The organism is Streptomyces tagetis (assembly GCF_018069565.1).
GTDB lineage: Bacteria > Actinomycetota > Actinomycetes > Streptomycetales > Streptomycetaceae > Streptomyces > Streptomyces tagetis.
Map to the genome: position 1 here is coordinate 329,453 of NZ_JAGPNL010000004.1, position 14,325 is coordinate 343,777.

At 74.7% G+C, this 14,325-nt stretch carries 13 protein-coding genes; 8 read left to right on the plus strand and 5 right to left on the minus strand.

Translation table 11 applies throughout. From position 1 onward, the window contains the following. Window positions 1-213 precede the first annotated feature (213 nt). The 8 genes from J5Y05_RS17200 to J5Y05_RS17235 all read left to right on the plus strand — a co-directional run bounded on the left by J5Y05_RS17200 (window position 214) and on the right by J5Y05_RS17235 (window position 8,137). Complete coding sequence (locus tag J5Y05_RS17200) at window positions 214-645, plus strand: protein-tyrosine phosphatase family protein (RefSeq protein ID WP_247614895.1); 432 nt, start codon at window positions 214-216, stop codon at window positions 643-645. Between the two features lie 341 nt (window positions 646-986). Beyond that, window positions 987-1,637 (plus strand): DUF4232 domain-containing protein, encoded by a 651-nt coding sequence (locus tag J5Y05_RS17205; RefSeq protein ID WP_210873326.1) that lies wholly within the window; start codon window positions 987-989, stop codon window positions 1,635-1,637. A gap of 287 nt (window positions 1,638-1,924) precedes the next feature. Next, window positions 1,925-3,304 (plus strand): FtsW/RodA/SpoVE family cell cycle protein, encoded by a 1,380-nt coding sequence (locus J5Y05_RS17210; RefSeq protein ID WP_210873328.1) that lies wholly within the window; start codon window positions 1,925-1,927, stop codon window positions 3,302-3,304. Beyond that, entirely contained in the window at window positions 3,301-4,758 is a 1,458-nt protein-coding gene (locus J5Y05_RS17215; RefSeq protein ID WP_210873330.1) for a penicillin-binding transpeptidase domain-containing protein, read from the plus strand. The genes J5Y05_RS17210 and J5Y05_RS17215 overlap by 4 nt, the downstream gene beginning before the upstream one ends. A gap of 177 nt (window positions 4,759-4,935) precedes the next feature. Further along, a complete protein-coding gene (locus tag J5Y05_RS17220) occupies window positions 4,936-5,874 on the plus strand; it encodes an AurF N-oxygenase family protein (protein ID WP_210873332.1) in 939 nt (312 codons plus the stop codon). Window positions 5,875-5,912: 38 nt separating this feature from the next. Continuing rightward, on the plus strand, window positions 5,913-6,566 hold the full coding sequence (locus J5Y05_RS17225) for a TetR/AcrR family transcriptional regulator (protein WP_210873334.1): 654 nt from the start codon (window positions 5,913-5,915) through the stop codon (window positions 6,564-6,566). A gap of 10 nt (window positions 6,567-6,576) precedes the next feature. Next, window positions 6,577-6,885, plus strand: coding sequence for a DUF8847 domain-containing protein (locus tag J5Y05_RS17230; RefSeq protein WP_210873780.1), 309 nt, complete (start codon window positions 6,577-6,579; stop codon window positions 6,883-6,885). Between the two features lie 103 nt (window positions 6,886-6,988). Beyond that, complete coding sequence (locus tag J5Y05_RS17235; RefSeq protein WP_210873336.1) at window positions 6,989-8,137, plus strand: C40 family peptidase; 1,149 nt, start codon at window positions 6,989-6,991, stop codon at window positions 8,135-8,137. On the opposite strand, the gene J5Y05_RS17240 is transcribed toward J5Y05_RS17235, so the two are convergent. The 5 genes from J5Y05_RS17240 to J5Y05_RS17260 are packed head-to-tail and all read right to left on the minus strand — an operon-like array spanning window position 8,101 to window position 14,207. Further along, window positions 8,101-9,363, minus strand: a complete 1,263-nt coding sequence (locus tag J5Y05_RS17240; RefSeq protein ID WP_210873338.1) for a styrene monooxygenase/indole monooxygenase family protein — start codon at window positions 9,361-9,363, stop codon at window positions 8,101-8,103. The genes J5Y05_RS17235 and J5Y05_RS17240 overlap by 37 nt on opposite strands. A 15-nt stretch (window positions 9,364-9,378) precedes the next feature. Continuing rightward, the gene (locus J5Y05_RS17245; protein WP_210873340.1) at window positions 9,379-10,020 is read right to left on the minus strand and encodes a GTP-binding protein; all 642 of its coding nucleotides are present in this window, start codon (window positions 10,018-10,020) and stop codon (window positions 9,379-9,381) included. After that, window positions 10,001-10,462 (minus strand): DUF742 domain-containing protein, encoded by a 462-nt coding sequence (locus J5Y05_RS17250; protein WP_210873342.1) that lies wholly within the window; start codon window positions 10,460-10,462, stop codon window positions 10,001-10,003. Before J5Y05_RS17250 ends, J5Y05_RS17245 begins: the two co-directional genes overlap by 20 nt. Next, complete coding sequence (locus J5Y05_RS17255; protein WP_210873344.1) at window positions 10,459-10,962, minus strand: roadblock/LC7 domain-containing protein; 504 nt, start codon at window positions 10,960-10,962, stop codon at window positions 10,459-10,461. Before J5Y05_RS17255 ends, J5Y05_RS17250 begins: the two co-directional genes overlap by 4 nt. Continuing rightward, window positions 10,959-14,207, minus strand: a complete 3,249-nt coding sequence (locus J5Y05_RS17260) for a sensor histidine kinase (RefSeq protein WP_210873346.1) — start codon at window positions 14,205-14,207, stop codon at window positions 10,959-10,961. The genes J5Y05_RS17255 and J5Y05_RS17260 overlap by 4 nt, the downstream gene beginning before the upstream one ends. Window positions 14,208-14,325: the final 118 nt, after the last annotated feature.

Here is a 14,325-nt window from a genome sequence, read left to right on the forward strand (position 1 = left end):
GCCGGGACCCCGGCCTGTGGCCGGTCGTACGGGGTGCTGCGGAGGCGGGAACCGGGCTACGGTGGAACGGAGTTGGGCGTCGGTGCGCGAGGTGGGCCGCCGGGCGGGTGCCGGGCGGACACGGATGCGGAGGTGCCGGTGCGTACCCCTGGCAGGAGTCCTGATGTCCCGGCCCCGGGCAGCCCCTGGAGCGAGATCGTGCCGGGGCTGTGGATGGGCGGGCACGAGTTCCGGCGGCGGGCCGGGCGGCTGGAGTTCGCCGTGGTGCGGGACGAGTTCGACCTGGTGCAGAGCCTGCTGCGGCTGCCCGGACACGGTCCCGCCCCGGGCGTGGGGCACCAGGTGTGGCCGATCCCGGACGGGCCGCTGGACGGCACCCAGCTCGCGGGTGTGATCCGGCTGGCGCAGGCCGCCGACGAGGCCCTGGAGGAGGGGCGCCGGGTGCTGGTCCGCTGCTACCACGGCTACAACCGCTCCGGCCTGGTCGTCGCCCAGGTGCTGATCCGCCGGGGCGGCAGCGCCGAGGACGCGATCCGGCTGATCCGGTCCCGCCGCTCGCCCTGGGCGCTGCACAACGAGCTGTTCGCCGCCTACCTGCGGGCCGGGCTGGCCACCGCCCGGCTGCTGGAGGAACTGGCCGAGTAGCCCGGCGCCGGACGCGACCCCACGGGCGCGAGGGGCGTCCGCGACGGACGGGACCCTCCCGGCCCCCTCCCGGCCCCCTCCGGGCTTTCCTTCCAGCTTTCCTTCCAGCTTTTCTCCCGGCTTCTGCCCCAGCTTTCGTCCCGGCTTTTGTCCCGGTTTTCTCCGCGCGAAGCGGAGGGGGATCTCTCATCTCCTGTCGCCGTGTCACCGGTCCGTGACAGCGTTGTCCGGGTGCGTCGACGCGGGCACCCCTGGGGGTCCGGACCCCGTCATAGTGGTCGAGCGACCTACGGAAAGCCGCTCGGCTTCGGTCTCAACTACCGGTCACCTAAGGGGATTTCATGTCCAGCATCCGCCGCAAGGCCCTCCTCGTCTCCGCCGCCGTCCTCAGCGGCGCCCTGCTGATGACCGCCTGCGAGGACGGCGACACCGGCGCGGCGCAGGACTCCTCGTCGACCGCCCCCTCCGGCCAGAGCGACGGCAAGGGCTCCGGCGCGAAGGACGAGGGCGCCAAGGACACCGACGGGACCGGGGGGACGGGTGAGGGGGCCGGTTCGGGTGCCGACACCGGTGACGGCGGGCGGGCGCCGGTCGAGCAGGTCTGCGGCGCCAACGACATCTCCTGGAGCACCCGCTCCGAGACCCAGGCCGGCGGCTACATCCTCGTCATGGCGAAGGCCAAGTCCGGGATCACCTGCTACCTGCCCGCCGGACTCCCGGTCGTGGCCTTCGGCTCCGACGGCACCGAGGCCGGCCCCGCCGAGCAGTCCGTCGGCGACCAGATCAAGCTGAGCGGCAACACCACCGCCTACGCCGGGGTGAACCCGAAGACCACCAACAACGACTACGGCAAGGAACTGGAGCACATCATCGTCGCCGTCGGCCAGGACGACCCGAACCCGGTCTCCCTCAAGGTCGGCACCATCACCGTCGACAAGCCCATCGTCACCAACTGGCACACCGTCCCGGCCGACGCCGTCCCCTTCAGCTAGGGCGCTTCGGCCAGGACGAGCGGGCCTCCCCCGGACGGAGCAGTGGGGCGGGCGGGGCGGGGCGGGCGCTCTTAGGGTGGCGCTCAGTCGTGTCCGGCAGGCCGCCTGCCCGGCGTCCGGCCCCCGGGAGGTCCCCATGCCGCTGCTGCTCTCGCGTCCCGCCGCCCCGCCGCGGGCGCCCGGCCGGGTCCTCGGCGTGGCCGGGGGCGCCCGGTACGGCGGTCCGGGGCCGCGAGGGCGCCGGTGGTGAGGGACGGGGGACCCCGTCCCACGGCCGCGTCCCGGGCATGAACAAGACCGGTCCCGGACCCGGGATCACCGTGGCGGCGGCCGACGCGCCCCCGCCCGCCGCCCGTCTCCCCCGGCGCCGCGGTGTCGAACTCGCCCTCATCGTCCTCGCCGTCCTGCTCTCGGTCTTCGGCTACTGCAACGTCGGCCTCGCCGTGCGGGGCTCCGTGCCGCCGGGCGCCGCCGGGTACGGCGCCGGGCTCGGCGTGCTGGCGCTGCTCGCCCACGCGGCGGTGCGGCTGCGCGCCCCGTACGCCGATCCGCTGCTGCTGCCGATCGGCGTACTGCTCAACGGGCTCGGCCTGGTGCTCATCTACCGGCTCGACCTGGAGACCCCGCGCGACGCCGCGGCCCCGACCCAACTGGTGTGGTCGACGCTGGGCGTCGGGCTGTTCACCGTCGTCGTGCTGCTGCTGCGCGACCACCGGGTGCTCCAGCGCTACGCGTACGTCTCGGTCGCCGCCGCCCTCGTGCTGCTCACGCTGCCGATCCTGTTCCCGGCGGTCAACGGCGCCCGGATCTGGCTGCGGATCGCGGGCTTCTCCATCCAGCCCGGCGAGTTCGCCAAGGTGCTCCTCGCCGTCTTCTTCGCCGCGTACCTGGCCGCGAACCGCGGCGCGCTGGCGTACGCGGGGCGCCGGGTGTGGCGGCTGAAGGTGCCGACCGGGCGGGTGCTCGGCCCGATCGTCGCCGTGTGGCTGGTCAGCGTCGGCGTCCTGGTGCTGGAGCGCGACCTCGGCACCTCGCTGCTCTTCTTCGGCCTCTTCGTCGTCCTGCTCTACGTCGCCACCGGCCGCACCGGCTGGATCGCGGTGGGCCTGCTGCTCGCCGCGCTGGGCGCGGTCGCCGTGGGGTGGCTGGAACCGCACGTGCACAGCCGGGTCGAGGACTGGCTGCACCCCTTCGCCTCCATCGAGGCCGGCCGCGGCCCCAACCAGCTCGCCCAGTCGCTGTTCGCCTTCGCGGCGGGCGGGGTGACCGGGACGGGGCTCGGCCTCGGCCACTCGGTGCTCATCGGCTTCGCCACCAAGTCCGACTTCATCCTCGCCACGGCCGGCGAGGAGCTGGGCTTCCTCGGCCTGACCGCCCTCTTCCTGCTCTACGGGCTGCTGGTGGAGCGCGGTCTGCGGGCGGGCCTCGCCGTGCGCGACCCCTTCGGCCGGCTGCTCGCGGTCGGCCTGTCCTCGCTGGTGGCGCTCCAGGTGTTCGTCATCGCGGGCGGGGTGATGGGGCTGATCCCGCTGACCGGCATGGCGATGCCGTTCCTGGCCCAGGGCGGCTCCTCGGTCGTCACCAACTGGGCGATCGTGGCCCTGCTGATCCGGATCAGCCACGCGGCCCGCGTCCAGGGCGCATCGCCCCAGGGGCCGCGGCCGTGACCCGCAACATCCGGCACGCGGCGGTCTTCTGCGCCCTGCTGCTGGTGGCGCTGGTGGTGAACGCCGCCCGGGTGCAGCTCGTCCGGGGCCCCGAGTTCGACGGGAACCCGGCCAACCGACGGCCGGACATCGCCCGCTACGGGCAGCCGCGCGGCGACATCCGGGTCGGCGGCGAGCCGGTCACCGGCTCCCGGGACACCGGGGAGCACCTGCGGTACGAACGGACGTACACCGAAGGGCCGTTGTACGCGCCGGTCACCGGCTTCGCCTCGCAGGCGTACGGGACCACGCTGCTGGAGCACGCGGAGGACGGGCTGCTCTCCGGCGCCGACCCGGCGCTCGCGCCGATTCCCCTGTGGAACGACGTGACGGGCTTCGGCAACGCCGGCGGCAGCGTGGAGACGACGATCCACGCCGGGGCGCAGCGGGCCGCGTTCGAGGGGCTCGGCGGCCACAAGGGGGCGGTGGCGGCGATCGAGCCCGCGACCGGCCGCGTCCTCGCGCTGGTGTCCACCCCGTCCTACGACCCGCAGCACCTGTCCGGCAACGGGGCCGCCGTGAAGCGGGCCTGGGAGCGGCTGACCGGCGATCCGGACAAGCCGATGCTCAACCGGGCGGTGCGCCAGACCTATCCGCCGGGGTCGACGTTCAAGGTGGTGACCGCGGCGGCGGCGCTGGACGCGGGGGTCGTCTCCGACCTGGACGCGCCGACCGTCTCCCCGGACCCGTACACGCTGCCGGGGACGCGGACCCGGCTGACCAACGAGTCGGAGGGGTGCCGCGACGCCTCGCTGCGGGAGGCGTTCGAGTGGTCCTGCAACACGGTCTTCGCCAAGCTCGGCGTGGACGTGGGGGTGGCGGACATGGCGGCCACGGCGGAGGCGTTCGGCTTCAACGACGACGGGCTGCGGGTGCCGTTCTCGGTGGCGCGGAGCACCTTCGACACCTCGGTGGACCGGGCGCAGCTCGGGCTGTCGTCGATCGGGCAGTACAACACGCGGGCCACGCCGCTCCAGATGGCGATGGTGGCGGCGGCGGTGGCGAACGGGGGGCAGGCGCGGACGCCGTACCTGGTGGAGCGGACGGTGCGGGCGGGCGGCGCGGTGGTGGCGACGTCCGGTTCGAGCCCGGCGCGGGAGGTGATGAGCCCGGCGACCGCGGCGCGGCTGGCGGAGCTGATGCGGGGCGTGGTGGAGAACGGCACGGGCGCCAACGCGGCGATCCCGGGCGCGGTCGTCGGCGGCAAGACCGGGACCGCGCAGCACGGGGTGGGCAACTCCGGTACGCCGTACGCCTGGTTCGTCTCGTGGGCGCGGGGCGGGCAGGACGCGGAGCCGCGGGTCGCCGTGGCGGTGGTGGTGGAGGGCAGGGCGGCGGACCGGGGGGAGATCAGCGGGGGCGGGCTGGCGGCGCCGGTCGCGCGGGCGGTGATGGCGGCGGTGCTCGGCTCCTGAGCGGGGGCGGCGGAGGCGGCGGGGCGCGGCCCGGGGTCGCTCGCGGTCGACAAGTCGTGCGCGGGGGATTGACGGTCTTGCTGACAGGCAGTCTCATAAGACCAGTGAGTGACCGCGGGTAACCCGACGCGATCCGGACACCGCTCCGGACGCCGCCGTACACGAGGTGGGACAGCCATGACGACCCTGACGGAAGCCGACGCGCTCGGCGGCCTGCGCGACGCGCTCGGCCTGCTCAAGGACCGGGAGCAGGTGGCCGAACGGCTGCTCGACTCTTCCGCCAAGCACTCGTTCGACCCCGACAAGGAACTGGACTGGGACGCGCCCTTCGAGGAGGGCAAGTGGTTCTGGCCGCCGGAGCTGGTGTCGCTCTACGACACGCCCCTGTGGAAGCGGATGGGCGAGGAGCAGCGCATCCTGCTCTCCCGGCACGAGGCCGCCGCGCTCGCCTCGCTCGGCATCTGGTTCGAGCTGATCCTCATGCAGCTCCTGCTGCGGCACGTCTACGACAAGTCGGCGACCAGCGCCCACGTGCGCTACGCGCTCACCGAGATCGAGGACGAGTGCCGCCACTCGAAGATGTTCGCCCGGCTGATCACCCGCGGCGACACCCCCTGGTACCCGGTGAGCCCGCTCCACCAGCAGCTCGGGCGCCTCTTCAAGACGGTCTCCACCACCCCCGGCTCCTTCACCGCCACGCTCCTCGGCGAGGAGGTGCTGGACTGGATGCAGCGCCTGGCCTTCCCCGACGAGCGGGTCCAGCCGCTGATCCGGGGCGTCACGCGCATCCACGTGGTGGAGGAGGCCCGCCACGTCCGCTACGCCCGCGAGGAGCTGCGCCGCCAGATGCTGACGGCCCCGAAGTGGTCCCGGGAGTTCACCCGGGTCACCTCCGGCGAGTTCGCCCGCGTCTTCTCCGTCGCCTTCGTCAACCCCGAGGTCTACACCAACGTCGGCCTGGACAAGCGGGAGGCGACGGCGCAGGCCAGGGCCAGCGGCCACCGCCGCGAGGTGATGCAGACCGGGGCGAAGCGCCTCACCGACTTCCTCGACGACATCGGCGTCCTGCGGGGCGTCGGGCGCCGGCTGTGGAAGTCGTCGGGGCTGCTGGCCTAGACCGGGCGGCTCGAAGGGCACCGGATACCCTGCGGGGCATGACCCCGCAGGCCGCCACCCCCGCCTACCGACGGCTCGGCGTCGAGGAGCGCCGCAACCAGCTCCTCGACGCCGCCCTCGCCCTCTTCGCCCACCGGGCGCCCGAGGAGGTCACCCTCGACGACGTGGCCGAGCAGGCAGGCGTCTCCCGCCCGCTGGTCTACCGCTACTTCCCCGGCGGCAAGCAGCAGCTCTACGAGGCCGCGCTCCGCTCGGCCGCCGACGAGCTGCGCCTCTGCTTCGACGAACCGCGCGAGGGCCCGCTGCTCACCCGGCTCTCCCGGGCGCTCGACCGCTACCTCGCCTTCGTCGACGGGCACGACACCGGCTTCAGCGCCCTGCTGCGCGGCGGCAGCGTCGCCGAGACCTCCCGTACCACCGCGATCGTGGACGGCGTGCGGCGGGCCGCCGCCGACCACATCATGCGCCACCTGGACGTCGCCGACCCCGGGCCCCGGCTGCGGATGACCGTCCGGATGTGGATCACCGCGGTGGAGGCGGCCTCCCTGATCTGGCTCGACGAGGGCAAGCAGCCGCCGGTGGACGAGTTGCGGGACTGGCTCGTCGAGCAGTTCCTCGCCGTGCTCTCCGTCACCGCCCGCCGCGACCCGCAGACCGCCACGCTGGTCGGGACGCTCGCGGCGGATGCCTGACACTGGTCGGGTGAAGAGCCAGGACACCCCCTTCGAGGGCGGCCCCATGGACGGCCGGGTGCTGCCCGTGCTGACCGGCATGACCGGGCACCCGCCGAAGACCTACCGCATCCCCGTGCCCGACCCGGACGGCGGCCCCCCGACGGTGCTGGTCTACCGGCGCGAGCCGCGCACCGGCCCCCGGCTCGGCTTCGCCCGCTGGAAGTACGTCCACGACCCCGAGGGCGGCCCGCGCTCCCGCCCGAGGTGGCCCTGGTCGAAACCGGGCGGCGGCGGTGGCGCCGCGCCGGGCGGCAAGCCGGACGCCACCCACGGGTGACGAGGTTGCGCCGAACCGCGCACACCCCGCGCGCGGACCGCGCGGACACGCCCCATGCTCGCCCTGCGGAGCGGACCGGCCGCCCCGTACGGGAGGTGATGACGTGTCAGGAAGACTGCTGCGCCTGGTCTGCGCCGCGGCGGTGGCCGCCGGCGCCGCCCTCGCGCCCCTGCCCGCCGCGGCCGAGCCCGCGCCCGCGCGCTCCGCGGCCGAGCTGCTGACGGACCTTCAGCGGCTGTACCGGGACGCCGAGAAGGCCACCGAGGAGTACAACGGCACCCGCGAGCTGCTGCGCCGCCGCCAGGCCGAGGTACGGCGCCTCGACGGCGAACTCGCCCGCAGCCGCCGTACCCTGAGCGACAGCCGCGGCGCGGCCGGACGCCTCGCCCGCGCGCAGTACCGGGAGAGCGGCACCGGACTCTCCCCCTACCTCGGGCTGCTGCTCGCCCCCGACGCCCGCCGCGCCCTCGACCAGGGACACGTCATCGGCCGGCTGGCGGCGCAGCGGGCCACGGCGGTGGGCCGGGTCACCGGGGCGGAACGCAGGGCCGACGGGCTCGCCCGCCGGGCGCACGAGGCGCTGGCCGCCGAGGCCGCCCTCGCCGAACGGCAGAAGGAGCAGCGCGACGGCGTACGGCGGCGGCTCGGCGCCGTCGAGGAACTCCTCGCCTCCCTCAGCCCCGACCAGATCGCCGCCCTGTCCGCCCTGGAGGGCGAGGGCGAGCGGGCCTCGCAGGAACGCTTCCTCGCCTCCGGCGCGATCGGCACCGGCGGCACGCCCTCCGCCGAGGGCGAACGGGCGGTGCGCTTCGCGGTGGACCAGCTCGGCAAGCCCTACGAGTGGGGCGCGGAGGGCCCGGCGTCCTACGACTGCTCGGGCCTGACCGCGCGGGCGTGGCAGCGGGCGGGCACGCCGATCCCGCGGACCAGCCAGGAGCAGTGGGCCCGCCTGGAGCGCGTCCCGCTCGGCGAGCTGCGCCCCGGCGACCTCGTCGTCTACTTCCCCGAGGCCACCCACGTGGCGCTCTACCTCGGCGACGGGCTGGTGGTGCAGGCCCCGCGGCCGGGCGCCCGGGTGAAGGTGTCGCCGATCGCGGCCAACCCGGTGCTGGGCGCCGTACGGCCCGATCCGGGCGCCCGGCCGCTCGGGGCGTACGCGCCGCCGGAGCTGCCCGCCGGTGCGGCGGACGGCTCCGACGCGGGGTACGGCTCCGCTCAGGCGCCGGCGGCCTCGGCGACCTCCTTGAGGTAGGCCGCGTTGCGGTCCGGGTCGAAGAAGAAGTTCTCCAGGTCGGACGGGTCGTCGAAGCAGTTGGCGAAGCGGTCCGCGATCCGCTGGTGCCGCCCGGCCGCGCCGAGGAGTTCGAGGAGGTGCGGGGGCGGCGGGGCCAGCATGGTGTTCGTCCACTTGGTGACGTGCCGGGCCGTCTCCCAGTAGCGGTCGAAGGTCTGCTGCATCCACGCCTCGTCGAACGGCCGGTCGCCGTGTTCCAGGATGGAGGCGAGGTAGGAGGCGGCGCACTTGGAGGCGGAGTTGGAGCCCTGGCCGGTGATCGGGTCGTTGGCGACGACCACGTCGGCGACGCCGAGGACGGCTCCGCCGCCGGGCAGCCGGCCGACCGGCCGGCGCACGGTGGGGGCGTAGCGGCCGGCGAGGGTGCCGCCGGCGTCGGTCAGCTCGACCTTGGTGGCCCGCGCGTACTCCCAGGGGAGGAACCGCTCCATGAGTTCCAGGGTCAGGGAGAGGTGTTCCGCCGGGTCCTTGACGTCCTTGAAGGCGTCGAGCGGGCCGCCGGGTATCCCCTCCCAGAACAGGATGTCGGCGCGGCCGGAGGTGGTGACGGTCGGCATGATGAACATCTCGCCGACACCGGGCACCAGGTTGCAGCGGACGGCCTCGGTGTCCGGGTGCTCCGGGCGCGGCGCCATCCCGTGCACGTAGGCGACGGAGAGGGCGCGCTGCGGCGCGGAGTACGGGGAGCGGGAGGCGTCCCGGCCGAACATCTGGACCAGTTCGCCCTTGCCGGCGGCGATCAGGACGAGGTCGTAGGCGCGGGAGAAGTAGTCCAGGTCGCCGACGGCCACGCCGTGGATGACCAGTTGGCCGCCGCGCTGGGCGAAGGTCTCCATCCAGCCGGCCATCTTGACCCGCTGGTCGACCGACTGGGCGAAGCCGTCGAGCCGGCCCAGCCAGTCGATGGCGCGCTGCGAGGGGCCCGGGTCGTGGGAGCCGGGCACCGCCACCGAGATGCCGAGTCCGCGGATCTTCGGGGCCTGGGACTCCCAGAAGTCGAGCTGGAGGTCGCGCTCGTGCTGGAGGGCGGTGTGGAACATGCACTGCGTCGACATGACCCGGCCGGTGCGGATCTCGTCCGCCGTCCGGTTCGACATCAGGGTGACCTCGTACCCGTGCGACTGGAGGCCGAGGGCGAGCTGGAGGCCGGACTGTCCGGCTCCGACGACGAGTATCTTCCGCATGCGGGGTTACGTCTCCTACTCGGGTGTTTCGTCGAGCGCGTGGCCCACGAGGGACAGGAGGGTCTCGATGGCCGAGATCCGGCGGCGCGCGTCCATGATCATGACTGGGATGTGCGCCGGGATCGTCAGGGCCTCGCGGACGTCCTCCACCTCGTACACCTCGCTCCCGTCGAAGTGGTTGACCGCGACGACGTACGGCAGTCCGCAGCTCTCGAAGTAGTCGAGCGCGGGGAAGCAGTCCTTCAGGCGGCGGGTGTCGGCCATGACGACGGCGCCGATGGCGCCGCGCACCAGGTCGTCCCACATGAACCAGAAGCGCTGCTGGCCCGGGGTGCCGAACAGGTAGAGCACCAGGTCGTCGTCGAGCGTGATGCGGCCGAAGTCCATGGCCACGGTGGTGGTGGTCTTGCCCGGCGTGGCGGTGAGGTCGTCGGTCTCCTCGCTCGCCTGGGTCATCAGCGCCTCGGTCTGCAGGGGCGTGATCTCCGAGACGGCGGTGACCAGCGTGGTCTTGCCGACGCCGAACCCGCCCGCGACCACGATCTTGGTGGCGATCGGGGCCCGGGTGCGGTCGGTCTGCCAGGGCCGCACGGGCTCGTCGGGCTCGACGAACGAGGAGCCGCCGGAGCCGGCGACGTCAGAGACGACGGAGTCCACTGAGCACCCTTTCGAGCAGAGCGCGGTCCGGACGGCCGGTGCCGTGTCCGGTGCCCGTGCCGTACACACGGATCTTTCCCTGGTCCGCCAGATCGCTGATGAGCACGCGGACCACGCCGAGCGGCATCTTCAGCAGCGCGGCGATCTCGGCCACCGTTCGCATCCGGCGGCAGAGTTCGACGATGGCCCGCATCTCGGGCATGACCCGGGAGCTGAGCCGGCCGGCGCCGAGCGCGGCGGGGTCTCCCCCGGTCAGTTCCTTGCGCTCCTCGGCGGCTTCGAGCGCCGCGGTGCCCGCGGTGGCGCCGACGAAGGTCTCGACGAGCAGGACGTGGCCGAAGCGGGTGCGTCCGCCGGTGAGCGAGTAGGGGCGGACGCGGGCGGGCTTGCGGTCCGCGCCCCGGGTGGGGAGCTGTTTGCGGTCTTTCGGTCCCTTGCTCATCGGCCACTCCCGGTGGGCTCGGACTCCAGGGACTGGCGCAGCTCGCTGCGGAGTTCGGGAGTCAGGACGTGCCCGGCGCGTCCGACGAAGAGGGCCATGTGGTACGCGATGACGCTCATGTCGCAGTCCGCAGCGCCGTGCACGCCGAGCAGCGAGCCGTCGCTGATGGACATGACGAACAGGCTGCCCTCGTCCATGGCGACCATGGTGTGCTTGACGTTGCCGTACTCCATGAGCCGGGCCGCGCCGACGGTCAGGCTGCCCACGCCGGAGACGACGGTGGCGAGGTCGGCCGCGGAGCCGCGCGGTCCGCTGGGCTTTCCGGTCTCTTTGGTCCGGGCCTCCTCGTTGCGGTCCGGGTCGGAGGAGAGCAGCAGCAGGCCGTCGGAGGAGACCACCGCCACCGAGACGATGCCGGGCACCTCCTCCACCAGGTTGGTCAGCAGCCAGTGGAGATTGCGGGCCTCACTGCTCAGTCCGAAGGTACTGGGAGCGGTCAACTGCTTGCCTCCTCGACAGTGCCCCCCATGGCTTCTTCGGTCGTGCCGGCCTCGGCGTCCGGCGCCCGGTTCTGGGCCGTTTCGTCGGCGATCTCCGCCTCGACGTCGCGCCGCCCGGCCTCCGCCCCCCGGCGGAAGCCGCCCAGACGGCGGCGGAGCGACTCGGCGTCCAGGGAGCCCGTGCGGGGCGTGGGAGCCGCCGCGGGCGCGCTGATCTTCGGAGTCCGCTTGGGCAGTCCCTTGTCGGTGACGGGATCGTCGTCCGGTTCCGCGCCCTCGTCCGGGGTGCGTTCGTGGGCGTCGGGGCCGATGGCGTAGGGGCCGTCGGGCCGGGAGCCGCGGGACTCGGGGGCGGAGGCCGCCGCGGTGGTCTCCCGGGTGGTGGTCTCGGTCTCGGGCGCCGGGGCCTGCGCCTGGGCGGGCACGCGGGCGGGGGCCGGTGCCTCGGTGCGGGTGCGGGCGCCGTCCTCGGCGGGCGCGGTCCCGTCGGGTGCGGGCGCGGGCGCGGTGACGGTGGTGGCGGTGGCCGGGGAGCGCTCCGGGTCGTGCTCGCGGGCCGGTTCGCCGCCCGCGTCGGGGGCGCCGGCCGTCGGGGCGCCGGCCTGGGCGGCGTCGCTCGTGGGGGCGTCGCCCTCGGGGGCGGTCGCGTCCCGGGGGGTCCGCGCGGCCGGGGCCGGCTCGTCGTCCGGTGCCGGGGAGGGCGCGGGGAGCAGGAGGGCCATCGTCGTGTCGTCGGGGAGGTCCCGGGCGGCGGGGGGCCGGGGGGCCTTTGCCGGGGCGGGGGCCTTTGCCGGGGCGGGGGCCTCGGCGGCGGGGGCCGGGGCCTCGGCGGCGGGCGCCTCGGGCTCCGGGGACTCGTCGGCGGGGCGGGCGGCCGGGGTGGCGGCCGTCTCGTCGCTCCCGGCGTCGGTGCCCGCGTCGGCGTCGGCGTCGGCGTCCGTCGCGGTGTCGGCGGACTCCGCCTCCTCCCGGCGTACGGCCCGCTCCGCCGAGGCGACCAGCGGGTCGGCGTCGGACTCGGTACGGCCGTGCAGGACGTTGGAGTTGGCCTCGGCGTCGGCGCCGGGCAGCACGACGGTGGCACCGTCGGCCGGGGGCGCGGCGGCGGGGGCGACGGCGGCGGGGGGCGAGGGCGCGAGCAGCGCCTCCGGCAGGACCACGACGGAGGCGACACCGCCCTGCTTCTGCTCCCGCAGCCGTACCCGCGCACCGTGCCGGTGGGCGAGCCGGGCCACCACGTACAGGCCGAGGCCGAGACCGTCCTCGCCCTCCTGGTCGTACGGCGCCTCCGGGTCGAAGTCGGTGAGGCGGCCGTTGAGGCGCTGGAGCCGCTCGGTGGTCATGCCGATGCCCTCGTCCTGGACGGAGAGCATCACCTCGCCGTTCTCCAGCAGCCAGCCGGAGACCTCGACGGGCAGGTCCGGCGGGGAGAAGGAGGTGGCGTTCTCCATCAGCTCGGCGAGCAGGTGCGAGAGGTCGTCGGCGGCGAAGCCGGCCACGTGCGCGTGGGGCGGCAGCGCGGCGATGCGGACCCGCTCGTACCGCTCGATCTCGCTGACGGCGGCGCGGACGACGTCGACCAGCGGCACCGGTCCGGCGCTGTGCTGGACGTGCTCGGTGCCGGCCAGCACGAGCAGGTTCTCGCTGTGCCGGCGCATGACCGTGGCGAAGTGGTCGAGCTTGAAGAGGGTGGCGAGCCGGTCCGGGTCCTGCTCGCGCTCCTCCAGGGACTCGATGACGGCGAGCTGACGCTCCACCAGGCCGAGGGTGCGCAGGGCGAGGTTGACGAAGGTGCCGCCGATGCTCTTGCGCACGACGTCCAGCCGGGCGGCGGAGTCGGCGAGTTCGGTGCGCAGCTCCTCGCGGGCGTCGGCCATCTTCTGGCGCTGGCCGACCAGGTGCTTGCGGTCGGCCTCCAGGGTGGTGACCCGCTCGGCGAGGGCGACGGCCTGCGCGTGCAGGGCGTTGACGGAGCGGACGGCCTGGGCGAACTCGTCGTTGCGGCCGGTGAAGGCGATGGGCTCCTGGGCGGCCGGGTCCTCCGCCTGGGCGAGCCGGGCCGAGCCTCGGCGCAGCACCGACAGCGGCCGGGTGAGGGAGCGGGCCAGCGCGGTGGTGATGCCGACCGCGAGCAGCACGACGGCGCCGAGGGCGGCGATGCGGATCTCCAGCGCGGTGACGTCGTCGTCGCGCAGGGTCTCCAGAGCGGTGGTGCGCCGCTCGTAGAGGGCGGACTCGGCGCCGCGCATGGCGTCGATACGGGCGGAGAGCGCGGCGTCCAGCTTCTTGACGCTGGTGGCGAGGTCCTCGTCGGAGAGGGACGGCTCGTCGGTGAGGGCCGCGAGGTACTTCTCGGCGGCGTTGACCTCGGGTCCGGAGACCGTGGTGTCGTAGCTCTGCCGGGCCGGCTCGGCGGCCCGCTCGCGGAAACCGGCGAGCGCGGCGTCGGAGCGGACCCGGGCCTGCTGGGCGGCGGCGGTGAGCGCGTCGCGCCGCTCGGTGTCCTCGGCGGTGGAGCCGACGGACTGGGTGGGCAGGCCGGTGATCGGGTCGATGACGGTCTGGGTGGTGCTGGGCACGCCGAAGGCGGCGAGGAGCAGACCCCGGGTGGCGGCGGCCTGCTGGACGGCGGTGTCCAGTTCGGCGAGGGCGTACGCGCCGGAGCCCGCGCGGGGCGGCGACTGCTCGGCCAGTTCCTCGGCGAGGGCGTGGAGTTCGCCGATCGCCTCGGTGTACGCCTCGTGCGCCTCCAGCGCGGTGCTCTTGCCGGTGAGGGCGGAGCGGCGCAGCGAGGCGATGGCGTCCAGGTCCTCGCGCAGGGAGGCGGGCGTGCCGCTGTCGGCGCGCAACTCCTCGACCTGCCGGTCGACGCGGGCGCCGCGCTGCTCGGAGGGGGCCTTGGACCGGGGGCGGCCGGCCGCGATGTAGGGGGTGACCTCGTCGCGCTCGTCGGCCAGGGCGTGGGCGAGGGCCAGCGCGTTCTGGGTCCGCTCGGCGAGCGTCACCAGCTCCTGGGTGTCGTGCAGTTGCGCCGAGGCGGCGATCACCGAGGGGGCCCCCGCGCCGGCGACGGCCGCGGCGACGACCGCCACGGCGACGATGAGGCGGTTGCGTACCCGGGTGGGGCGGCCCTTGCCGACGGGGGCCGCCGGGGCGGTGGTGCCGGGGGCCGGCTCCGCGTTCCCCGCGGGAGCCGTCTGCTTGCCTGTACGACGAGGCCGCGTCTTCTGCACCGGTGCTCGCATTCCTGACTCGTGTACCCGTGGGCCCGGGTGGCGCTCCGTCAACTGGCCGGCCGGCGCGTGCACCCTTTCCCCAGCTCCGGGCCGCTCCCCCGCCGCCGACCGAGCGTCGGGCGGGGAG

Excerpts from the sequence above, each read along its gene's own strand:
- J5Y05_RS17200 (WP_247614895.1), top strand. The coding sequence starts at position 214 with ATGGGCGGGCACGAGTTCCGGCGGCGGGCCGGGCGGCTGGAGTTCGCC.
- J5Y05_RS17205 (WP_210873326.1), top strand. The coding sequence starts at position 987 with ATGTCCAGCATCCGCCGCAAGGCCCTCCTCGTCTCCGCCGCCGTCCTC.
- J5Y05_RS17210 (WP_210873328.1), top strand. The coding sequence starts at position 1,925 with ATGAACAAGACCGGTCCCGGACCCGGGATCACCGTGGCGGCGGCCGAC.
- J5Y05_RS17220 (WP_210873332.1), top strand. The coding sequence starts at position 4,936 with ATGACGACCCTGACGGAAGCCGACGCGCTCGGCGGCCTGCGCGACGCG.
- J5Y05_RS17225 (WP_210873334.1), top strand. The coding sequence starts at position 5,913 with ATGACCCCGCAGGCCGCCACCCCCGCCTACCGACGGCTCGGCGTCGAG.
- J5Y05_RS17240 (WP_210873338.1), bottom strand. The coding sequence starts at position 9,363 with ATGCGGAAGATACTCGTCGTCGGAGCCGGACAGTCCGGCCTCCAGCTC.
- J5Y05_RS17250 (WP_210873342.1), bottom strand. The coding sequence starts at position 10,462 with ATGAGCAAGGGACCGAAAGACCGCAAACAGCTCCCCACCCGGGGCGCG.
- J5Y05_RS17260 (WP_210873346.1), bottom strand. The coding sequence starts at position 14,207 with ATGCGAGCACCGGTGCAGAAGACGCGGCCTCGTCGTACAGGCAAGCAG.